The organism is Mesoterricola sp. JemC181, assembly GCF_055384585.1.
In genome coordinates this window covers 2,818,848-2,840,309 of record NZ_AP045076.1, presented here as the reverse complement: position 1 = coordinate 2,840,309, position 21,462 = coordinate 2,818,848, and the positions used below count along the sequence as shown (strand labels likewise).

21 protein-coding genes are annotated in these 21,462 nt (G+C 69.9%); 12 read left to right on the top strand and 9 right to left on the bottom strand.

The window, feature by feature from the left end:
* Positions 1-21: 21 nt before the first annotated feature.
* The 6 genes from ACZ5MC_RS12455 to ACZ5MC_RS12430 form a co-directional block, all read right to left on the bottom strand.
* A complete protein-coding gene (locus tag ACZ5MC_RS12455; protein ID WP_306600802.1) occupies positions 22-1,965 on the bottom strand; it encodes an APC family permease in 1,944 nt (647 codons plus the stop codon).
* Positions 1,966-2,128: 163 nt separating this feature from the next.
* The gene (locus ACZ5MC_RS12450) at positions 2,129-2,890 is read right to left on the bottom strand and encodes a cyclic nucleotide-binding domain-containing protein (protein ID WP_464515941.1); all 762 of its coding nucleotides are present in this window, start codon (positions 2,888-2,890) and stop codon (positions 2,129-2,131) included.
* Positions 2,891-3,343: an RrF2 family transcriptional regulator gene (locus ACZ5MC_RS12445; protein ID WP_306600800.1), complete on the bottom strand. Its 453-nt coding sequence runs from the start codon at positions 3,341-3,343 to the stop codon at positions 2,891-2,893.
* A gap of 140 nt (positions 3,344-3,483) precedes the next feature.
* On the bottom strand, positions 3,484-4,263 hold the full coding sequence (locus ACZ5MC_RS12440; protein ID WP_306600799.1) for an ABC transporter permease: 780 nt from the start codon (positions 4,261-4,263) through the stop codon (positions 3,484-3,486).
* Entirely contained in the window at positions 4,256-4,993 is a 738-nt protein-coding gene (locus ACZ5MC_RS12435) for an ABC transporter ATP-binding protein (RefSeq protein WP_306600798.1), read from the bottom strand. Before ACZ5MC_RS12435 ends, ACZ5MC_RS12440 begins: the two co-directional genes overlap by 8 nt.
* A gap of 67 nt (positions 4,994-5,060) precedes the next feature.
* Positions 5,061-6,734 (bottom strand): M4 family metallopeptidase, encoded by a 1,674-nt coding sequence (locus ACZ5MC_RS12430; protein ID WP_306600797.1) that lies wholly within the window; start codon positions 6,732-6,734, stop codon positions 5,061-5,063.
* A gap of 199 nt (positions 6,735-6,933) precedes the next feature.
* Here ACZ5MC_RS12430 and ACZ5MC_RS12425 point away from each other — a divergent pair, with 199 nt between their 5' ends.
* Genes ACZ5MC_RS12425 through ACZ5MC_RS12400 form a run of 6 tightly spaced genes read left to right on the top strand, consistent with a single transcriptional unit; the run spans position 6,934 to position 13,137 of the window.
* On the top strand, positions 6,934-7,158 hold the full coding sequence (locus ACZ5MC_RS12425; RefSeq protein ID WP_306600796.1) for a HypC/HybG/HupF family hydrogenase formation chaperone: 225 nt from the start codon (positions 6,934-6,936) through the stop codon (positions 7,156-7,158).
* The gene (gene hypD, locus ACZ5MC_RS12420; RefSeq protein ID WP_464515940.1) at positions 7,155-8,249 is read left to right on the top strand and encodes a hydrogenase formation protein HypD; all 1,095 of its coding nucleotides are present in this window, start codon (positions 7,155-7,157) and stop codon (positions 8,247-8,249) included. The genes ACZ5MC_RS12425 and hypD overlap by 4 nt, the downstream gene beginning before the upstream one ends.
* A gap of 13 nt (positions 8,250-8,262) precedes the next feature.
* Complete coding sequence (hypE, locus tag ACZ5MC_RS12415) at positions 8,263-9,303, top strand: hydrogenase expression/formation protein HypE (protein WP_306600795.1); 1,041 nt, start codon at positions 8,263-8,265, stop codon at positions 9,301-9,303.
* A 16-nt stretch (positions 9,304-9,319) separates the two neighbouring features.
* Positions 9,320-10,213, top strand: coding sequence for a polysaccharide deacetylase family protein (locus tag ACZ5MC_RS12410; protein WP_306600794.1), 894 nt, complete (start codon positions 9,320-9,322; stop codon positions 10,211-10,213).
* A gap of 53 nt (positions 10,214-10,266) precedes the next feature.
* Entirely contained in the window at positions 10,267-11,043 is a 777-nt protein-coding gene (locus ACZ5MC_RS12405) for a tyrosine-protein phosphatase (protein WP_306600793.1), read from the top strand.
* Between the two features lie 57 nt (positions 11,044-11,100).
* A complete protein-coding gene (locus ACZ5MC_RS12400; protein WP_306600792.1) occupies positions 11,101-13,137 on the top strand; it encodes an SPFH domain-containing protein in 2,037 nt (678 codons plus the stop codon).
* 83 nt (positions 13,138-13,220) lie between these two features.
* On the opposite strand, the gene ACZ5MC_RS12395 is transcribed toward ACZ5MC_RS12400, so the two are convergent.
* Both ACZ5MC_RS12395 and ACZ5MC_RS12390 read right to left on the bottom strand, forming a co-directional pair.
* On the bottom strand, positions 13,221-13,670 hold the full coding sequence (locus ACZ5MC_RS12395; RefSeq protein ID WP_306600791.1) for a GNAT family N-acetyltransferase: 450 nt from the start codon (positions 13,668-13,670) through the stop codon (positions 13,221-13,223).
* A gap of 84 nt (positions 13,671-13,754) precedes the next feature.
* Positions 13,755-14,447, bottom strand: coding sequence for a hypothetical protein (locus ACZ5MC_RS12390; RefSeq protein WP_464515939.1), 693 nt, complete (start codon positions 14,445-14,447; stop codon positions 13,755-13,757).
* Between the two features lie 151 nt (positions 14,448-14,598).
* On the opposite strand from ACZ5MC_RS12390, the gene ACZ5MC_RS12385 reads away from it, so the two are divergent.
* On the top strand, positions 14,599-16,947 hold the full coding sequence (locus ACZ5MC_RS12385) for a winged helix-turn-helix domain-containing protein (RefSeq protein ID WP_306600789.1): 2,349 nt from the start codon (positions 14,599-14,601) through the stop codon (positions 16,945-16,947).
* Between the two features lie 9 nt (positions 16,948-16,956).
* Here ACZ5MC_RS12385 and ACZ5MC_RS12380 read toward each other — a convergent pair whose 3' ends face one another.
* Positions 16,957-18,009: a threonine aldolase family protein gene (locus ACZ5MC_RS12380; protein ID WP_306600788.1), complete on the bottom strand. Its 1,053-nt coding sequence runs from the start codon at positions 18,007-18,009 to the stop codon at positions 16,957-16,959.
* A 51-nt stretch (positions 18,010-18,060) separates the two neighbouring features.
* On the opposite strand from ACZ5MC_RS12380, the gene ACZ5MC_RS12375 reads away from it, so the two are divergent.
* The 5 genes from ACZ5MC_RS12375 to ACZ5MC_RS12355 all read left to right on the top strand — a co-directional run bounded on the left by ACZ5MC_RS12375 (position 18,061) and on the right by ACZ5MC_RS12355 (position 21,457).
* Positions 18,061-18,942, top strand: a complete 882-nt coding sequence (locus ACZ5MC_RS12375) for an undecaprenyl-diphosphate phosphatase (protein ID WP_306600787.1) — start codon at positions 18,061-18,063, stop codon at positions 18,940-18,942.
* 95 nt (positions 18,943-19,037) lie between these two features.
* Positions 19,038-19,235 carry a helix-turn-helix transcriptional regulator gene (locus ACZ5MC_RS12370; RefSeq protein WP_373432565.1) on the top strand — a complete coding sequence of 66 codons (198 nt, stop codon included), beginning with the start codon at positions 19,038-19,040 and terminating at the stop codon, positions 19,233-19,235.
* Positions 19,236-19,237: 2 nt separating this feature from the next.
* Positions 19,238-19,435 carry a hypothetical protein gene (locus tag ACZ5MC_RS12365; protein ID WP_306600785.1) on the top strand — a complete coding sequence of 66 codons (198 nt, stop codon included), beginning with the start codon at positions 19,238-19,240 and terminating at the stop codon, positions 19,433-19,435.
* 49 nt (positions 19,436-19,484) lie between these two features.
* A complete protein-coding gene (locus ACZ5MC_RS12360; protein WP_306600784.1) occupies positions 19,485-20,249 on the top strand; it encodes an ABC transporter ATP-binding protein in 765 nt (254 codons plus the stop codon).
* Entirely contained in the window at positions 20,246-21,457 is a 1,212-nt protein-coding gene (locus ACZ5MC_RS12355) for an ABC transporter permease (protein WP_306600783.1), read from the top strand. Before ACZ5MC_RS12360 ends, ACZ5MC_RS12355 begins: the two co-directional genes overlap by 4 nt.
* The last annotated feature ends 5 nt before the right edge of the window (positions 21,458-21,462 follow it).

The following is a 21,462-nucleotide window of genomic DNA, read 5'->3' as shown; positions in this document are numbered from 1 at the left end:
ATTATGGGCCCGTTGGGGGAACTAGAGAAGGTGCGGATCCAAATGGTAGGGAATGGAGATCACCACGATCTTCGGCCGGGTGTAGAGGTAGGCCTTGAGGCGGAGGGCGGTCTGGTTGTGGAGCAGCTGGCCCCACCAGTTGTCGGTGACGAACTCGGGGACGATCACGGTGATGGTGATCTCCGGCTCGGCCCTGGACATGCGGTCCACCTCTGCGAGGATGGGCTCCACCGTCTTCCGGAATTCGCTCATGACCACCCGCAGGGGTATGCCCTCGCAGTAGCGGTGCCAGTCGGAGTTCAGGCGCTCCCACTCGGAACTGTGGTGGCCGTGCGCGTCGGGGAAGTCGACGGTGAGGGCCTCCACCTGTCCGCGATCGGCGATGGCCTTGGCGTACCGGATGGCCTCCAGGGTGCCCCGGTGGATGCGCGAGACCAGCACCACCACGCGGTTCTTGCGGGGGTAGACCTCCTCGGTTCGGCTGGCGGCGAGCAGGGACCTGATGCGGATGTAGTGGCGGTGGATGCGGAAGAAGATGATGACCAGGGTCGGGACGAGCACCACGATGATCCAGGCTCCGTGGACGAACTTCGTGACGGCGATGTCGAGCATGACGACGCCCGCCGCGGCCGCGCCGACGCCATTCAGGAAGGCCTTGAACATCCAGGCCGGTTCCGTCCTCTTGCGGTTGACCCAGTGCATGACCATGCCCGTCTGGCTCACGGTGAAGCCGATGAACACGCCCAGGGCGTAGAGGGGCAGCAGCAGGTCGGTGTTGGCGTGGCAGACCCACACCAGCAGGCAGCTCACGAAGGTGAGGATCAGGATGCCGTTGCTGAACACGAGCCGGTCGCCCTGGCTCGTGAGCTGCTTGGGCAGGAAGCCGTCGGTGGCGTGGAGGGCCGCGAGGCGGGGGAAATCGGCATAGGCCGTGTTGGCCGCCACCACCAGGACGGCGAAGGTGAAGCCCTGGGTCAGGTAGTACATCAGCTTGGGCAGGCCGTGGGTCACGTCCCCGTAGATGGCCTTGCTCAGCTTGGAAAGAAGGGTCTCCGCCACCTGGCTGGCGTCGGCGCTGTGCGTGTAGACCACCCCGAGCCGGGAGGCCAGGAAGGTGATGCCCAGGAACATGATGCCAAGCAGCGCGATCATCCAGACCATGGTCTTGGCGGCGTTCTTGGCGGCGGGCTCGCGGAAGGCGGTGACGCCGTTGGAGATGGCTTCGACCCCCGTCAGGGCGGTGCACCCGGCGCTGAAGGCGCGCATGAAGATCCACACCATGGCGAAACTGCCCAGGTGCGTGGCGTGGCGCACGGAGTCATGCACCATGACGGGCGTGGGCCCGCCGATCAGGATGGCCCGCACGACGCCGGTGGCGAGCATCACCATGATGAGGAAGACGAAGCCGTAGGTGGGTACGGCGAAGAAGGCCCCCGACTCCTTCACGCCGCGCAGGTTCAGCACGGCGATGAAGCAGATGGCCAGGATGGTGATGGGCACGTTGTGCTCGCCCAGGGAGGGCATGGCCGAAGTGATGGCCGCCACGCCCGAGGAGACGCTGGCGGCCACGGTGAGGATGTAGTCCGTGAGAAGGGCGGCGCCGGCGGTCTGGGCCGCGAGCTCGCCCAGGTTCTCCTTGGCCACGATGTAGGCGCCGCCGCCGCCGGGATAGGCCATGACCGTCTGCCGGTAGCCGATGCCCAGGATGACCAGGAGGCCCGCGATGCCCAGGGCCACCGGGATGGACATTCCGTAAAGAGCGGCTGCCGCGGCGGCAAGGCTGACCCCCGCCAGGCCATGCAGGTTGCTGGACAGGCTGGCCATGATCTCCTGGGTGGCGTAGGCCACCGAGGAGAGCGCGTCGGAGCTGAACACGGAAAGCCCGACGAAATTGCTCACCTTGGTGTGCTGCGTCTCGTCACTGGCCAGTCGGCGCCCCAGGATGAGTCTTCGGAATGGCTGCATGGGGTGTTTCCTTGGCAGAGGTAAGTTATCAGACTATCCAGGAAGGGACCGCCATTCCACACCGGACAGGCCCGGACCTGCGGCACGGCTGCGTGGCGTTAAGATTTCGTATAGATTTGCCCTGGGTATCCCCAGGGGGGGCAGCCGCAACTTCCAGAAATGACTATCCCATCGCCTTGAGCACCAGGTCCGGAAAGCAGCGCACCACGTTCTCCCGGTCACCGGCGCCCAGCACGGCCAGGAAGGCCATGCCGTCCACGGTGGCCGTGGCTCCGTGGGTCCCGCCCCGCAGGTAGGCCCCCAGGTCCACGAAGCCCTGGGGCAGGCTTTCGGGGGTGACGGTCTCCACGCCTTCCCCCCGCTCCAGGCGCAGGGCCCCGGCCATGAGCTGGTGCAGCTCCCCGGCGGGCTCGCCCTGGCGGAAGAGTACCTCGCCGTCCTGGGCCATCCGCCGGCCCGGGTTCAGGGCGAACCGCGCCTGGAGCCTCGACAGGGACTGGAGGGTCTCCTGGAGGCGCCGGGAGAACTGCATGCAGATCACCCGGGTGAGCATGGGGAAGCCTTCGATGATGCGGTCGATGTGGGCCGGTTCCAGGCGCAGCACCCGGCTCATGCCGGCGCTGCGCACCGAGGCGGTGCGCCGCAGGGCGCCCAGGTAGGCCATCTCGCCCACGATGGCCACCCCGTCCTCGGCCGTGAGGCAGGCCAGGACCGCCGGAGGGCCGCCGGGCAGGGCCGGGGCCCGCTCCACCACGAGGCCGCCGGTGAGGAGCACGAAGATCTCCTGGGATTCCTCGTCCTCCCGAACGAGGAACTCGCCGTCCCGGTAGACGCGCGCTTCGATGTCAGGGGCGCTCGCGAGCAGCTGCCCGATCTCCGGATGCAGATCCAGAGGGGTGCCGGCGAGGTCGAAGGGCTCGGGCATTTAGTCCTGGGCGACGGATTCCGCGGGGGGGTGGGCCAGGCGATGGGTGCGCTCGAAGCGGGCCACGTCCGACAGCGAGCACTTCTGCAGCTCGTTGTAGATCCGGGTGCGCTCCTCGGTCCAGAAGGCGTGCACGGGGCAGGCGCGCTCGTCGGAACAGACGGTCAGGCCCAGCAGGCAGCTGGTTCTCCACTCGTCCCCGTCCATGGCGTTGGCGATCTGCTCCAGGGTGATCTCGCGGGCCGGGCGCACCAGGATCACGCCGCCCTTGCGGCCGCGCTTGGTGTCCACGAGCCGGGCCTTGCCGAGGGCGTGGAAGACCTTGGAGAGGTAGGGGCCGGGAGCGCCGATCCACTGGGCGACGTCCTGGACCATGATGGGCTCGCCTCCGGGATCATCGAGGCAGCTGAGGGCGAGAATGGCGTAACCGGCGGATTGGGAAAGTGGGTGCAAGGTCGAGTCCCGGGAAGGAGGCGTGAACGCCTAACATAAACGATGGGAGCGTCCTCATTTGGATGCAAGGACTTCTTAGCGGAATAATCCCTTTCCCATACGGGAATTTCCCCACCGAAACGGCTCCGGCGCGCTCGGGACTACTTCATTTTCACCAACTTGCCTTCCCGGCGGGCCTTGGCGAGGGCCCACTGGGTGAAGACGGCCCCGGCCGCCAGCCAGGGAAGCAGGGTGGCCAGGAAAACCACGGGTTCGGCGGGGGCCTGCCCAAGGGTCGACTTGAGGAGGTTGAAGGCGTGGGTGGTGGGCAGGATCTGCGCGAAGGCCTGCACGGGCCGGGGGAACACGGTGACGGGGTAGAAGACCCCGCTGAGCACCGCGATGACGTCCGGGAAGGCGAAGATGAAGGCGAAGGCGTCGCCCCGCTTCAGGAAGGCGACCCCCATGCTGAACACCGCCAGCACCAGCCCGCAGGCCGCACAAGCAAGCAACCCGACGAGTGTGGCGAGGGGCGCGCGCACCGTGAAGCCGAACAGGATGCGGCCCAGGAGCAGGAAGGAGAAGGCGATGACGAGGATCTTCACGACGGCGCTGACGGCCCCGCCTAGGACGAACTCCCACCACTTCAGGGGGGCGATCATCACGTGCTCGATCATCCCCTGCCAGTAGTTGTCCATGTAGAGCTGAACGGCCTCCATCTGGAAGTGGTAGATGATCCGCCAGCCCAAAGCCCCCAGCACCACCAGGCCGATGACCCGGGGATCCTTCGTGAAGGACTGGGCGAAGAGCCCCATGCTCAGGAAGAGGACCAGGGGCCACAGGGTGACGTCCAGCAGCCGGAACGCGTCCCGGCGCATGCTCAGGGTGATGTGGTAGGCGTGGGCGTAGACGCGCCGGCAGGGGGCTTTCAGCTCAAGCACCTTCCACCTCCAGGGTCTGGCGGGTCAGGCGCAGGAACACGTCCTCCAGGGTCGGCTCCGGCAGGCCCGGGCCGCGCACCAGGGCCTTGAGGGCGGCCGGGGCGCCCTCGGCCACGATGCGGCCCTCGGCGATGAGGGCGATGGTGGAGCACAGGTCCTCCGCCTCGCGCATGTAGTGGGTCGTCAGGAGGATGGTGCAGCCCTGGCGGTTGATGTCGCGCACCAGCTCCCGCACGGTGAGGGCCGCGTCCACGTCCAGGCCCACGGTGGGCTCGTCCAGGAAGAGCACCCGGGGCCGGTTGATGAGCCCCTTGGCGATGAAGAACCGCTGGCGCCAGCCGCTGGAGAAGTGGGCCACCTCCTGGTTCCGCCTTTCCCAAAGGCCCGTGAGGCGCAGGACCTCCTCCACCCGGGCCCTGGGGGCGTCGTACAGGTGGGCGTAGTAGGTCAGCAGCTCCCGGGCCGTGACCTTCTCGATCACGCCGCTGAAGCCCCGCACCATGTTCACGAGCATCTGGACGCGATGCAGGTGCCTGCCCACGTCCAGCCCGCACACCTCCACGGTGCCCTCGTCGGGGGCCGTGAGGCCCACCATCGTGGCGATGAGGGTGGTCTTGCCGGCCCCGTTGGGCCCCAGGAGGCCGTGGATGGCCCCCTCGCGAATGGTGAGGTCCACCCGCGAAAGGGCCCGGCGCCCCCTGGCGAAGGACTTGGAAACCTGTCGTGCCACCACCGCATCCATGGAACTCCCCGATAGGAACGATCCTACCTGGGTGCGGAGAAGGCGCCTCGGGTTCCTAACGCGTCCTCCTCCCCACATGGATGGCCCGGAAGGCCTTCCCCACGGCCTGCATCTCCGGGCCGCCGTCGCCGTAGAGCTCTTTCGCGCTCTGGAGCGCGCCCTCCCGGGCCTGGCGGTAGCCGCTGGCGGGGGTGAGGCGGGTGCTGAGGGTCCGCCACCAGATGCGCAGGGCCTTGTCGTTGCCGATGCCCTCCATGCCCCCCGGCAGCCGCGGGCTGAAGGCGGGACTGTCCGGATCCGCGCTGGCCCCCTGGGCCAGGAAGTAGAAGGCCCGGTTCATGGGGCCCGAGGCGTGGTGGGGGTCCAGGTCCTTGAGGCCGGGGCTCCACTCGTCGGGGCTGTGGCCGTCCAGGCTGGGGCGGTCCAGGTGGCGGAAGGGGGTGTCGCCCAGGTCGGCGCCGATGGTCCAGGGGCCCCGGGTCTCCGGGACCCGGGAGCCGAGGCCCTGGCCGTCCCGGCCGTAGAAGCGGATCAGCACCCCGAAGATGTCGGAGTTGGCCTCGTTGAGCCCCCCGGACTCGCCCTGGTAGTCCAGGTCCGCGGTGGCCGTGCACAGGCCGTGGGACACCTCGTGGCCCACCACGTCCAGGGACGTGAGCACCCCCAGCCTCAGCCCGTCCCCGTAGGTCATGCAGAAGCAGTCGTCGGACCAGAAGGCGTTGTCGTAACCCTCGGCGTAGTGCACGTAGTTGACGGGCGCCGTGCCCTTGCCGTCGAGGCCGTCCCGGCCCAGGACCTGCTGGTAGAAGTCCCAGGAGGTCTGCAGGCCGTAGTGGGCGTCCACGGCCGCGGTCTGGCCGTTGGGGGAGGCCGGGCCCCGCCCGGGGTCGTAGTTCCGGCCGTCGCCCCACGTGCGGGTCGGATTCCTGAAGGGCTCCCCCGGTCCGGAGGTGGACCCTGCCAGGTTGCGGGTGGCGAGGCCCCCCCGGGTGGGGTCGGTCAGTTCGAAGCCGTCCAGCGCCTGCATGATGTGCAGGGGCACCAGGCCGCTGTACTGGGAGTTCCCGAGGCCGTGGGCAGGGCGCCCCGGCAGGGCGGCGGAGCGCCTGCGCCGGGCCGTGAACAGCGTGGACCAGGCCTTGAGGACGGCCCCGGTGTGGGCGTCCACCAGGAGATCCTCGCTGCGGGTCTCCCCGGGGCCGTTCTCCAGGGCCGCGTGGAGGTGGTACGCGAGGTGGTGGCCCAGCACCACCTGCGCCACGGAGGGGTCCGTGGCGTCCGGCGCGTCCCCGGCGTCCGCGGGCGTCGCGGTCTCGGACCAGATCACCAGCTCCGCCCGGGGCGGGTCCGCATAGGCGCCCTCGGGGGCCAGGCGGTCCTGGGCCACCGCCAGGGCCTCCGCGGGGGCCAGGTTCGGGGTGGGCTCCACCCGTATCCCCCGCACCAGGGCGTCGGTCATGGGCGGCGCGTCCCCCGCGGGGGCCATGTGCACGATGGCCTGGCCCCCCCATACCGGGAGCCCGCGGTAGGTCTGCCGGAGCCGCACATGGACCTGCCCCAGCTCGTCGCGCATCTCGTCCTTCACGACGAAGTCGTCGGACGCCCCCAGCCCCAGGGCGGACCGTGCCTCCCGCAACCGGGCGATGACCTCGCCGGAGACCTCCGCGGCGCGGGAGGGAAGGGTCCCCAGGGCCAGAATGGGGAAAAGGATGAAGAAGGACTTGAGCATGCACACTCCTTCCTGCCCGGGTGGCCAAGGCGGCCGGCCTTGATTCGGGTGAGCTGCTGTTCTGATGCCCGGGCGCGAGGTCCCGTGCCCAAAGGCAAATCCATAAATTGACGGTAGTTATATTCACCATTCCTAATCAATCCTGGCTTCAGGCGCCGGCCTGGATATCCTTGAACCCATCAACAGGAGGGAGTTCTCCATGTGCCTGGGCATCCCGGGGAAGGTCGTGGACGTGGAGGAGGGCCCCCTGCGGCTCGGGCACGTGGCCTTCGGGGACGTGGTCAAGGAGGTCTGCCTGGCCTTCGTGCCCGCGGCCCGTCCCGGGGACTACGTGGTCGTGCACGCGGGGTCGGCCATCGAGGTGATCGACGAGGAGAAGGCCCTGAGGGCCTTCGAGGCCTTCAGGCTCATGGAGGGCCCTTGAGGTTCGTGGACGAGTACCGGGACGCCGCCGCGGCGCGGCCCTGGATCGAGGCCATCTGGGCCCTGGTGACCCGCCCCTGGGCCATCATGGAGGTGTGCGGGGGCCAGACCCACAGCATCGTGCGCTTCGGCATCGACGAGCTGCTGCCCCCGGAGATCCGCCTCATCCACGGCCCGGGCTGCCCCGTGTGCGTCACGCCCGTGGAGCTGGTGGACAAGGCCGTGGCCATCGCCTCGCGGCCGGACGTGATCTTCTGCAGCTTCGGCGACATGCTGCGCGTGCCCGGCAGCGGGTCGGACCTGCTGGAGGTGAAGTCCCGGGGCGGCGACGTGCGCATCGTTTACTCGCCGCTGGACGCCCTGAAGGTCGCCCAGGACAACCCCCTCAGGAAGGTGGTGTTCTTCGCCGTGGGCTTCGAGACCACGGCCCCCGCCAACGCCATGGCGGTGGCGGAGGCCCGGCGGCGGGGGCTGTCCAACTTCTCCGTCCTGGTCTCCCACGTGCTGGTGCCGCCGGCCCTGGAGGCGGTGCTGTCGTCCCCGCAACGGCAGGTGGACGGCCTCCTGGCGGCGGGCCACGTGTGCGCCATCATGGGCACCGGGGAGTACGAGCCCATCGCGAAGCGCCACAGGGTGCCCATCGTCGTCACCGCCTTCGAGCCCCTCGACCTGCTCCAGGGCATCCACATGGTCATCCGGCAGCTGGAGGAGGGCCGCCACGAGGTGGAGAACCAGTACGACCGGCTCGTGCGCCCCGAGGGGAACCTGCCGGCCCGCGAGCTGGTCCGGGAGGTCTTCCGGGTGAAGGATCGCGCCTGGCGCGGCATCGGCGTCATCCCCATGAGCGGGCTGGGCCTGCGCGAGGCCTACGCCGCCTTCGACGCGGAGCGGGTCTTCGACGTGGAGGGCGTGGGCGGGCCGGAGTCCCCCCACTGCCGCAGCGGCCTCGTGCTCCAGGGGATCATCCGGCCCCGGGAGTGCCCGGCCTTCGGCACCCTGTGCACGCCCGACAACCCCCTGGGGGCCACCATGGTCAGCAACGAGGGGGCCTGCGCGGCCTACTACCGCTACCGCCGCCACGCCACGGACTGAGGACGGAGAACGCATGGACTTCCAGCTGAACTGCCCCGTCCCCCTCCGGCACGACACGATCCAGATGGCCCACGGCGGCGGGGGGCGGATGATGCGGGACCTGCTGGAGGCCGTGATGCTCCCGGCCTTCCGCAGCGAGGCCCTGGACGCCCGCCACGACGCAGCGGTCCTGTCGGTGGACGGCTGCCGCCTGGCCTTCACCACCGACACCTACGTGGTGCGGCCCCGCTTCTTCCCGGGCGGGAACATCGGGGAGCTGGCGGTGTACGGCACCGTCAACGACCTGGCCATGGCCGGCGCCCGCCCCCTCTACCTCAGCGTGGGGATGGTGCTGGAGGAAGGGTACGCCATCGAGGAGCTGCGCCGGGTGGTGGCCTCCATGAAGGCCGCCGCGGACCGCTGCGGCGTTTCCATCGTCACCGGGGACACCAAGGTGGTGGACCGGGGCAAGGGGGACGGCCTCTACCTCAACACCGCCGGCATCGGCGCCGTGCCCCGGGGCCTCCAGGTGGGACCCGCCCAGGTGCGGCCCGGGGACGCCGTGCTCGTCAGCGGCGACGTGGGCCGCCACGGCGTGGCCGTCATGTCCGTGCGGGAGGGCATCGCCTTCGGCACGCCCGTGGAGAGCGACTGCGGGCCGCTCCACGGGCTCGTGCGGGCCCTGCTGGACGGGGGCGTTGCGCCCACCTGCCTCCGGGACGCCACCCGCGGAGGCCTGGCCGCCGTGCTCAACGAGATCGCCACCGACGGGCGCGTGGGCGTGGAGGTGCTGGAAGCCGACATCCCCGTCATCCCCGGCGTCGAGGGCGCCTGCGAGATGCTGGGCCTGGACCCGCTCTACGTGGCCTGCGAAGGGCGCATGGTGGCCTTCGTGCCCGGCGACGCCGCGGCCCGCGCCCTGGAGATCCTCCGCGCGACCCCCGGCGGCGAAGGCGCGGCCCGCATCGGCACCGTCACGGAAAAAGGCCCCGGCACCGTGATCCTGCGCACCCGGCTGGGGACGAGGCGGATCCTGGACCTGCTGTCGGGCGAGCAGCTGCCGAGGATCTGCTGAGGCACTACACTGGGTCATGCGCCTTCCGGTCCTCCTGCTTTTCGCATCCCTCCTCCAGGCCCAGTCGATCGCCCTCAGCTTCGACGACGGCCCCGCCCCCGGGCAGAAGGTCGCCCTGGACGCGGCCGGGAAGAACCGGGCGATCCTGGCCGCGCTGGAGGCCGCCAAGGTGCCCTCGGTCCTCTTCGTCGCCGGGAGCAGGTGCCTCGATGACCCCGCCGGGCGGGCCCTGGTCAGGGCCTGGGGCGAGGCGGGGCACCGCATCGCGAACCACAGCTACGCCCACGCCTACTTCCACGCGAAAAAGGCCACGCTGGAGGCCTTCGAGGCCGACTTCGAGAAGAACGACGCCTTGATCCGGGGGCTTCCGGGCTACGCGAAGTGGTTCCGCTTCCCCTACCTCAAGGAGGGCGACACGGCCGCGAAGCGCGACGGCGCGCGGGCCTTCCTCAAGGCCAGGGGCTACCGCAACGGCCACGTCACCATCGACGCCAGCGACTGGTACTACGACCAGCGGCTCCATGCCAGGCTCGCCAGGGAACCCGCGGCGGACCTCGCCCCCTACCGGCGGGCCTACCTGGACCACCTCCGTGACCGGGCGGCCTACTACGACGGCCTGGCCCGCAGGGTCCTGGGCCGGGACGTCCGGCATGTCCTCCTGCTCCACCACAACCTGATCAACGCCCTCTTCCTGCCGGACGTTATCGGGATGTTCAGGGACCTGGGGTGGACGTTCATCTCCCCCGCGGAGGCCTACGCCGATCCCGCCTATGCCCTCGAACCCGGTGTCCTGCCCGCGGGCGAGAGCCTCGTGTGGTCCCTGGCGAAGGAGAAGGGCGTCCAGGACTTGCGGTCCCCGGGCGAGGATGGCGCCTACGAGCAGCCCAAGCTGGACGCGCTGGGGCTCTAGGAAAAAAGCGGGACAGGGTGTATGCTGGATCCCCACGAACGACAGGACCGCGCATGCCCCTGGATGGCCAGACCAAGACCCCCGACCGCCACCTCCGCCTCGAAGGCGTCCGCAATTTCAGGGACCTGGGCGGCTACCGGGCCCATGGCGGGAGGACCGTGGCCTGGGGCCGGCTCTTCCGGTCGGGGCGCCTCTCGGGCCTCACCGGCGGGGACCGGGCCCGGGTGGGGGCCCTCGGGCTGGACCTGGTGGTGGATTTCCGCCAGCGCTCCGAGTGCGACCTGGAGCCCTCGGCCTGGGCTTCCGGGGCCGCCCCCCGGACCGAGAACCTGGAGATCGTCCCGGGCAGCCTGGAGGGGTTCTTCGCCCCGGACGGCACGGCGCGGACCGCGGCCTTCATGGAGCAGCTCTACCGGGTCCTCGCCCTGGAGCACGCGGAGGTGTACCGCGCCATGTTCGCCCACATCCTGGCGATCCCCGACGCCCGCGTCCTGCTGCACTGCGCGGCGGGCAAGGACCGCACGGGCTTCGGCAGCGCCCTGCTGCTCCTGGCCCTGGGCGTGTCGCGGGAGGACGTCATGGAGGACTACCTGCTCACCTCCCGGTGCCTGGATGTCGATGCGGAAATGGACACGGTGCTGGCCGTGGCGCCGCACCTGCTGAAGCCGCCCATGACCCGGGAGGGCGTCCGGCCCATGTTCGAGGTGCGCAGGAGCTACCTGGAGTCCGCCTTCAGCGCCATGGGCGGCGTCGAAGCCTACCTGGAAGGACACTTGGGCCTGGGGCCGGACGAGCGCGACAGCCTGCGGGAGCGCTACCTGAGGGCCTGATCCCCCCGGGATTTTCCAGGCTGATACACTGGGGCATCCAAATCACAAGGAGCCACCATGGAGTTGGTGTCAGGGATTCCCGTCTTCCAGATCCTGGCCTGGGCCGTCGCGGCCCTGGTGCTGCTCCTCCTGCTTTCCAAGACCGTGCGCTACATTCCCAACACCCGCGTGGGCATTGTGGAGAAGCTCATCAGCAACCGGGGGTCGGTGAAGTCCGGCTTCATCGCCCTCTCCGGGGAGGCCGGGTTCCAGCCCGAGGTGCTGCGCGGCGGCTGGCACCTCTTCATGCCCTTCATGTACCGCATCCACAAGGTGCCCCTGGTCACCATCCCCCAGAGCAAGATCGGGTACGTCTTCGCCCGGGACGGCCATGACCTGCCCCCCACCCAGACCCTGGCCTCCAACGAGGCGACCGACGGCTTCCAGGACGTGCGGGCCTTCCTGAGCGCGGGCGGCCAGAAGGGCCCCCAGCGCGGCCTTCTGCGGGAAGGCACCTACGCCATCAACCTCGCCCAGTTCGTGGTCCTCACGGAGGACCAGATGTACTACCTCCCCATGGACCGCAGCGAGCTGGACTCCTTCACCAAGATGTCGGCCGTCATCGCCGAGCGCGGCGGCTACCGCCCCGTGATCATCCGCGGCACGGACGACGCCGTGGGCATCGCCACCGTGCACGACGGGCCCTCGCTGCCCTCCGGCGAGATCATCGCGCCCACCGTGGGCCAGGACCTGACCAAGACCGCCAGCTACCACAACAACTTCCAGGACGCGGACAAGTTCCTCAAGGCGGGCGGCTTCCGGGGCCGGCAGTACCAGGTCCTGGTGGAAGGAACCTACTACATCAACCGCCTCTTCGCCACGGTGGAGCTGATCCCCAAGACGGTGGTGGAAGTGGGCAACGTGGGCGTGGTGGTGTCCTACACCGGCGAGGCCGGCCTGGACATCAGCGGCACGGAGTACCGCCACGGCGAGCTGGTCACGCCGGGACAGCGCGGTGTCTGGAGCGAGCCGCTCCTGCCCGGCAAGTACGCGTTCAACACCTACGCCGGCAAGGTCCTCGTGGTGCCCACCACCAACTTCATCCTCAAGTGGAACAAGTCCGAGGTGGGCTCCCACAAGTACGACGAGAACCTCTCCGAGGTGAGCCTCATCACCAAGGACGCCTTCGAGCCCAGCCTGCCGCTGTCCGTGGTGGTGCACATCGACTACCGCAAGGCGCCGCTGGTCATCCAGCGCTTCGGCGACGTGAAGAAGCTCGTGGAGCAGACCCTCGATCCCATGGTCAGCGCCTATTTCAAGAACATCGGCCAGACCCGCACCCTCATCCAGCTCATCCAGGACCGCTCGGCCATCCAGGACCAGAGCGGCGTCCAGATGAAGGAGAAGTTCGTCCAGTACAACCTCGAGCTGCAGGAGGTCCTCATCGGCACCCCCACCAGCGGCGCCGCGGGCGGCCAGATCGAGCAGATCCTCATGCAGCTGCGCAGCCGCCAGATCGCGAACGAGCAGGTGGAGACCTACGAGCGCCAGGAGAACGCGGCCGTCAAGGAACGGGAGCTGCGCGAGGCCGAGGCCAAGGCCAAGCAGCAGACCCTGCTCACCGAGTCCGAGATCGCCATCAACGTGCAGAGCAACGCCGGCAAGGCCGACTACGCCCGCGCCCAGCAGCAGGCCGCCCAGATCCAGACCCTGGCCTCGGCCGAGGCCGAGAAGCTCCGCCTCATGGGCGAAGGCGAGGCCAAGCGCATCAAGTCCCTGGCCGAGGCCGAGGCCGAGAAGGCCGCCCGCGTGGGCATCGCCCAGGCCATGGCCATCGAGGAGCAGGTGCGGGCCTACGGCGGCCCGCAATTCCAGCTGGTCCAGCAGGTGATGAACCGCTTCGCCGAGGCCATCCAGTCCTCCCAGGTGGACGTGGTGCCCAAGATCAACATGGGCGGAGCCGGCGGCGGCGGGAACCTCATCGAGAGCCTCCTGGGCGTGCTGCTGTCGGACAAGGTGGGCGAGATCGTGGGGGTCGCCCCCACCGCCCCCCGGGACCCGGCCGCCCTGGCCCTCAAGGAGGAAATGATGAAGAAGATGGGGAAGAAGGACTGAGCCCGAAGGCCCTCTTCAACAATCTTTTCTCGGCGAACCTCGGCCCCTCGGCCACCTCGGCGAGGAAAGCGGGACGGGCCTTCTCAGGCCTTTTCCGCCAGGTGGGCGAACTCCGCCCGGAACGCCTCGTAGGAGGGCAGGGGGTCCTCCCGCTGCAGCTTCCACCCGGTGGTGATGGGCTCCCAGCCCAGGTGCGCGTAGTAGTCCCTGGCCAGGGGCGAGGCCGAGAGCACCCACTGGATGCCCGGGCCCAGGGTCCGGGCCTCCTCCAGCAGGCCCCGGCCCACCCCCCGGCCCTGGTAGGCGGGGTGCACGGCCAGGTCGCAGATGTAGCCGTCGAAGGCGTGGTCCGTCCAGCCCCGGGCCAGCCCCACCAGGCGCTCCCCGTCCCAGGCGGAGATCACCACGTTGGCATGGTCGAACATGGCCCCGAGGCGCGCCGGGTCGCCGATGGGGCGGCGCAGGGGGGAGGCGGCGTAGAGCGCGGCGATGGCGTCCAGGGCGGGGCGGGGGTCGTGCTGAAAGCGGATCACGTGAGGACCTCCAGGCGGTCCTTGCCAGGGTAATGGACCCGGCCCGGGGCCGCCAGGGCTTCCCGGGCGCGGGTCCGCCCCGGGTCAGTCCCACGCCCTGGAGATCTGGATCACCTGCGTGGTGGCCGTGCCGAAACCGGTGGCGTCCGTGAGGGCGGGGCCCTCCCAGCGGGTGCGGTCGCCCTCCGCGCCGAAGACGTAGGCGTGGCCGTCGGGGCCGTGGAACCGTCCGGACCAGGTCTGGAGGTCGTCGAAGGAGGAGGCCCAGGTGACCGCCAGGGGCACCGGCACCAGCGCGGGCGCGGGCGGCGGCGCTCCGGTGGGGACCATGAAGGTGCGCATGTCCACGGAAATCTGGACGAGGGTGGCGGTGATCTCGCCGATCTTCACGCCGCGGTCGAAGGAGTCGGCCTCGTCGAACCTGGCGCCGGGGTTCTCGTGGTACCAGATGGTCCAGGTGGCCTTCTGCTGCATGACGAGCTGGGCGCCCTGGGGCACGACGGAGGGAAGGCCGTCCCGCTTGAAGCGGAAGGTGAAGTAGGCGCGGGTCTCGGGGGACTCGGCCCCGTCCTTGAACATGGGGCCTGGGTACCCGGCCAGGTAGGTGAAGTAGCCCAGGCCCTCGCCGCCGTCGGCGGTGATGCGCTGGGTGAAGGCCATGGCCACGGCGTTCCCCCGGGTCTGGGCGATCACCTTGGCGCGCCACGGGGCCCAATCGCCCTGGCCTCCCAGGAGGATGCTCCCGCCCGCCGCCAGCGCGATCGCGATTCCGGTCATCCTGCGGTTCCTGCTCATGTCCTGCCTCCTTGGGGGGGCGCCACGGGCGCCCGGATCCTTCGGCAGCAGGGTCGGCCCGGCCCCCCGGGAAAGCCTGACGAAAGTCTCCAGACTTTCTGAAGCCGCATGGGAAAAATGCTATATTCATGGAATGCCCGCAGGACAAATTCAGGGGGAGCGGTTCCGCATCGGCGACCTGACGCTGGACGTCGCCTGCGGCAGCCTGCAGAGGGCCGGAGAACGGGTGCCGCTGGCCCCCAAATCCCTCCAGCTCCTGGCGGAACTGGCGCGCCAGTACCCGAAGGTGGTGCGCCGCATCGACCTCATCGAGGCCGTGTGGGCCGACGAACTCATCACCGACCAGACCCTCTCCCAGCGCGTCTCGCTCCTGAGGCGGGAACTGGGGGACACCGCCGGCGAGCCCACCTACATCGGCCGCGCCTGGGGATGCGGCTACCACCTCATCGCCCCCGTGGAGGCCATCGCCGACGGCGAAGTCCCGGTCCCGGCCAGGACCACGGTGCTGGTCCTGCCCTTCGACCACCTGGGAGCCGAAGGGGACCCCGGGTTCGGGGAAGGGCTCGCGGAGGAGATCACCGCGGGCCTCGCGGCCCTGGGGGGCCTGGCTGTGGCCTCCCGGACCACGGCCCTCCAGGCCAAGCGCCTGGACCGGCCCCTGCGGGACTTCTGCCGGGAACTGGGCGTCGATTTCCTCCTGGAAGGGACGGTGCGCTGGGCCCCGCTGCCGGCGGGGGGCCTGGAGGGGCGGTTCACCGCCCAGCTGATCCGGGCCGCCGACGACACCCACCTCTGGGCCATGCACCTGGACATCCCCCCGGGGCCCATCCTGGAAGCCCAGGCCTCCCTGGGCCAGCGGGTGATCCTGAAGGTACGGGAGAGCGCCGCGGAGGCGGCCGTCACCGCGGGCGGCCTGCGCCTGGCGGTCATGCCCTTCCGGGGCGAGGGCGCGGCCCCCGGGGACGCCTGGCTCGAAGCCTGGCTCGCGCACGCCCTCGGGTTGGAGGCCCGGGACCGGGGGGCCGCCCTGCCCGGGTCCCATTCCGCCGTCGCGAACCTGCTGCCCGTGCCGGGCGGGGACTGGGCCCCGGAGGACCTGGCCCGGGCCGCCGGGCTCCTGGAGGTCCAGTGGGTGGTCTCGGGGAGCTTCGTGCGCATCTCCGGGGGCCTGCGCCTCACGCCCCGGCTCTACGACGCCGTCTCGGGCCGGGCCTACGCATGGGAGCCCCTGACGGGCACCTGGGACGACCTGGGCGGGCTGCTGGCCCGGGTCATGGACCGGCTCCAGGAGGCGGTCCGCGGACCGGGGCGCGATACGGGGCCGGACCGGCTGGGGGCCTTCGAGGCCTATGCCAGGGGCAGGAAACGGTTCTTCGCCAAGGGCAAGAACGCCCTGGAAGAGACCCGGCGGAACTTCCAGCAGGCCCTGCGCCTGGATCCCGGCTACGCCATGGCCCACTCCGGCCTGGGTTCCGTCCTCGCCCTGGGGTACATCCAGCGCACCGACCCCGCCTGCCTCGCCCAGGCCGCGGACCACCTCCACCGGGCCCTCGTCCTGGATCCGGAGATCACTGAGCCCTACCCCTGGCTCTGCTACGTGCTGATGCGCCAGGGGAACCTGGAGGAGGCGGTGCTGATGGGCCGCAAGAGCGTCCTGCTGCAGCCGGACTATGTCTACGCCCACTACTTCCATGGCCTGGCCCACCTGGTGCTCGCCGAGCGGGATCCGGGGGGACTGGAGGAGGCGGAAACCTGTTTCCGCGCGGCGGTGGAGGTGGACGCCACCCACATCCCCGCCTGGATCTGCCTCTCCTCGTGCGCCCTGCAGCGGGGCGACTACGCCGGGGCCCTGGAGACCGGGATCCGCGCCACCGCCCTGGAGCGCGGCGGCGTCACGGTCAGCCTGTTCCCCGGCAACGAGGCCTTCCTGGGCCAGGTCCACCTGCGCCTGGGCGACCTGGACACCGCCGAGCGCTGCTTCCGCACCGCCGCCGAGGTGATGGAGCGCACCGACCACGCCCTCCGCGAGGCCATGCTGGGCCTGTGCGCCTGCGGCGTGGGGGAGGCGCTCCTGCGCAGGGGGGATCCCTCCCGGGCCCTGCCGGCCTTCCGCAAGGCGTGGCAGCTGGCCTCGGAATTCCCCTCCATGCTGGGCGCCGGGCGCCTCCGCCTCCTGGCCGGCGCCGGCCTGGCCTCGGCCTACGCAATCACCGGGTCGCGGGACAAGGCCCTCGGGCTTCTGCGCGCCGCCTCCGTGGAGGAGGTGCGGCCCGAGACCTGGCTCGCCGGGGCCGGCAAGGCCCAGATCGCCTACGGCCTGGCCCTGGCCTGGCTCCGCTGCGGCGAGACGCAGGCCGCCCTTGACGGCCTGGCCTCGGCCGTAGCGTGCGGCTGGCGGGACCAGGCGTGCCTGGCCGGGGATCCGGACCTGGCCCCCCTGCGCGGCCTGCCGGGGTTCCCCGGGGGCCTCCTGAATACGTAGACAGGCTCCCTAGATCATCGGCCTGACGCCCTCCCAGGTCGTCACGAGGCGGTCCGAGATGGCGCGGATGCGCTCCACGGCCTCGGCCACGTCGGCCAGGGAGAGGTCGCGGTGGGTGATGAAGCGCAGGGCGCCGCCCACGGGCAGGACGCGGACCTTGGCCTCCTCGAGGATGGCCAGGGCCGAGGGCGCGTCGGGCACGGGGACCAGCAGGATGTTGGTCTCGGGCACGGGCACCTGGAAGCCCATGGACCGCAGGCCGTCGGCGAGGACCCGGGCCTTTTCGTGGTCCTCGGGAATGCGGGGCAGGTAGTCCAGGGCCTCCAGGCCCGCCGCGGCCATGACGCCGCCCTGGCGCACGCCGCCGCCCAGCATCTTGCGCAGGCGCCGGGCGCCTTCAACCGCGTCCCGGCTGCCGCAGAGCACGGAGCCCATGGGGGCGCCCAGGCCCTTGCTGAGGCAGACGCTCACGGTGTCGGCGCCCCAGGCCATCGCCTCGAGGGAGGCGTTCTGCGCCGCGGCGGCGTGCCAGAGGCGGGCGCCGTCCAGGTGGACCTTGAGGTCGCGGCCCTGGGCCTGCTCCACCAGCGCCCGGTGCTCGGCGGCCGAAAGGCAGGTGCCCCCGGCGAAATTGTGGGTGTTCTCGAGGCAGAGCAGGGAGGTGCGCAGCGAGTAGTAGGGCCCGGGCGCGCCCGCGGCCTTCCAGACCTGCATGGGGGTGATCCTGCCGGGGCCGCCCTCCCAGGGCAGGGCCTCGGGCATGCCCTGGGCCAGCCAGGCCGCGGTGCCCAGCTCGGAGCCCAGCACGTGGGCCTGGGCGGGGGCCAGGAACTTCCCGCCCCGCCCCAGGTGGAGCATGAGGGCGATGGCGTTGGCCATGCAGCCCGTGGGCGTCCACAGCCCGGCCTCCTTGCCCAGGAGCCCGGCCACGCGGCGTTCCAGGCGGTCCATGGTGGGGTCGCGGTCGAGGACGTCGTCGCCCACCTCCGCTTCGGCCATGGCCTTCCTCATCCCGGGGGTGGGCCGGGTCACGGTGTCGGAGCGGAAGTCCAGGGATCTCATGGTCCCGATTGTAGCCCTTTTTTTTGCTACCCTGGACGCTACGGAGCCTCCATGACCCTTCTCATCGCGATCCTTCTGGGCCTCATCCAGGGCCTCACCGAATTCCTGCCCGTCTCCTCCACGGCCCACCTGACCCTCGCGGAGAACCTGCTCCTCAGGCAGAGCATGCCCCTGGCCTTCGACGTGCTGCTCCACGTGGGGACCCTCCTGGCGCTGATCGTCTACTTCCGTTCCGAGATCCTCCACATGCTCCGCGGCATCGCGGGCAAGGATGCCGAGGGCCTTCGCCTGGCGGGGTGGATCCTCCTGGCCATGGTGCCCACCGTGGTCTTCGGCTTCGCCACGCGCCACCTGAAGGAGACCGCCAAGGCCCACATCTGGGTCTACGGCGTCTGCCTCCTGGTCACCGCGGCCCTGCTCTTCGCCGCCAACAACCTCAGCGAGAAGAACGACGAGGCCCGCGGCCTGGAGGAGATGGGCCCCTGGGACGCCCTGGCCGTGGGCACCATCCAGGGCATCGGCGGCGGCTTCGGGCTCTCCCGCAGCGGCTCGACCATCGCCATGGGCGTGTTCCGGGGCCTCAAGCTGCCCAGCGCCACCCGCTTCAGCTTCCTGCTGGGCATGCCCACCATCCTGGGCGCGGCGGTCCTCGAGGGCACCCACATCCTCAAGCCCCTGCTGCGCCACCAGCCCCTCCCCGCGGAACTCGCCTTCCCGGCGGGCTCCATCAGCCCGGCCGTGGCCTGCGCCGTGGGCGTGGCCGTGTCGGCCGTGTCGGGCTACTTCGCCATCGGGCTCCTGGACCGCTTCACCCGCAGGCCCCGGCTCAACCCCTTCGCGTTCTACTGCCTCTGCGCCGGCGTGGCCCTGATCATCCTGGGGACGGTGGGGAGCAAGGGCTTCTTCTACGCCCAGGGCGTCTCGCTGCCCTGAAGTGAGTCAAGCATGCTTGACATGCCCCGCGGATGAGCCTAGCTTGGTGTCAAGTTGAGTTGACACTTCCCGGGAGCCCCATGGCACGTTTCGTCGTGCACAACCGAGTCCGCGAGTCGAGGCAGAACCTCGGCATGACGCAGCAGGACCTGGCCGACGCCGTGGGGGTCTCCCGCCAGAGCATCAATTCCATCGAACAGGGGAAGTACGTCCCCAGCCTCCCGCTGGCCCTGCACCTGGCCCGGGTCTTCGGCGTGGCGACGGACGCGCTGTTCGAACTGAAGGAGAGCTGACGATGTTCGACGAGCGCATGATCCTCCACCGGTACAAGGCGACGAGCCACGCCGCCATGGCCGGCGCCCTCGCCACCGGGTTCCTGTATTTCCGCAGCTACTACCGGGGCGAGGGCTTCCGCAAGGACCTCTTCTTCATCCTCTGCGCCATGGCTGTAACCAAGGTCGCCGCCCTCGTCTACTTCCGCCTCAGGGACTAGAGCCCCTGCTAGAATTTCCGCAACCTGAACCCCGAAACAAGGAGATGGCTTGATCCAGATCACGGACATCTATAAATCCTTCTATGTCAAGGACAAGAAGTCGCGATCCAAGATGCGGATCGAGGCGGTCCGGGGCATCTCGCTCACGGTGAAGCCGGGCGAGATCTACGGCCTCCTGGGCCCCAACGGCGCGGGCAAGTCCACCACCCTGCGGATGATCGCGGGCCTCATGGTCCCCGACGGCGGCACCATCGAGGTGTGCGGCATCGATTCCACCCGGGAGCCCGAACGGGCGCGCTCCACCATCGGATACCTCTCCACCGACCTGAGCGTCTACAACCGCTTCACGCCCCGGGAGCTCCTGAAGCTGTTCGGGGAGTTCCAGGGCGTGGACGCGGCCGTGGCCGAGCGCCGCGGCCTCCACCTCCTGGACCGCCTCCACATGGCGGAGTTCGCCGACGTGAAGATGGAGGGCTTCTCCGGCGGGCAGAAGCAGAAGGTGTCCATCGCCCGGGCCCTGCTCCACGACCCCAAGGTGGTGATCTTCGACGAGCCCACCACGGGCCTGGACGTGCTCACCGCCAAGACCGTGCTCGACCTCCTCCGGATCATGAAGGCCGAGGGGCGCTCGGTCATCGTCTCCACCCACGTCATGCCCATGGTGGAAGCCATCTGCGACCGCGTCGGCATCATCTTCGAGGGCACGCTCCACGGCGACGCCTCGCCGCGGGAGATCCTGGACCGCTGGGGGGTCAAGACCCTCGACGAGGTGTTCTTCCAGCTTGTGGCCGACAAGGAAAGGGGCGTGGCATGAGGGGGGCGCTGCTGATCGTGAAAAAGGAGTTCATGGAGCTGTCCAAGGACCGCAAGACCATGTTCTTCACCTTCGTCATGCCCCTGGTGCTGTTCCCGCTGCTGTTCGGGATGATCGGCAAGCTCGGCAAGAGCGACAAGGCCGAGCGCACCGGGCGCCCCAGCCGGGTCTGCGTCCTGGACGCCTCCGGCGCCCTCGCCGCCGTCCTGGGGGCCAGCCCCAAGGAGTTCCAGGTGGTGGAGCGGCCCTCCGGGGACGTCAAGCAGGCCATCCGCGACCAGAAGCTGGAGATGGCCCTGGAGATCGAGCCCCAGGCCGCCGACAAGCAGCGCCGGCAGGAGACCTGGTCCGTCAAGGCCGTCTACGACCGCAGCGACGAGTCCTCCGCCCTGGCCCTGGACCGGCTGAAGAAGGCCGTGTCCAGCCGGGACAAGATCGTGGTCCAGGAGCGCCTCAAGGCCATGGGCGCCTCCGCGCAGCTCGCCGTGCCCACCCGCATCGAGCCCGACGACGCCGGGGGCGCGAGCCGCGCCCTGGGCAAGGCCCTGGGGTCCTTCCTTCCCTACATGGTCATGATGATGATGTTCGCGGGGGCCATGCAGCACGGCATCTACGCCACGGCGGGCGAGAAGGAGCGGGGCACCCTGCTCAGCCTCCTCTCCACCAGCATCCCCCGCAGCCAGATCATCATCGGCAAGCTCCTGTACGTCTTCTCCATCGGCATCATCGTGGCCATGATCAACCTCCTCAGCATGGCCTTCGCCGTGACCCGCCTGGTCGCGGCCGAGGCGGCCTCGGCGGGGCAGGCCGGTCACGCCATGCCGGGCCTGGGCGCCCTGGCGTCGCCGGCGACCCTGGGCCTGACCTTCATCCTGATGGTGCCCCTGGGGCTCTTCTTTGCGAACTTCATCATCCTGGCCGGCATCCAGGCCAAGAACACCGTCGAGGCCGGCACGGCCATCATGCCGGGCATGGTGGTGGTGATCTTCCTGGGGGTCTTCTCCATGGCCCCCGGCATCGAAAAGATGGCTTTCCTGCCTTACGTGCCGGTGGTGAACGTCAGCCTCGCCATCCGCAAACTCTTCAGCCAGCAAGCCAACTACTGGGAATACACGGTTGCGCTCCTCATGACCATCGGTCTGGCCTGCCTCATGACCTGGCTATCCACCCGCCTGCTCAAGCGCGAATCCGCTATATTCAAGGTTTAGGGTAT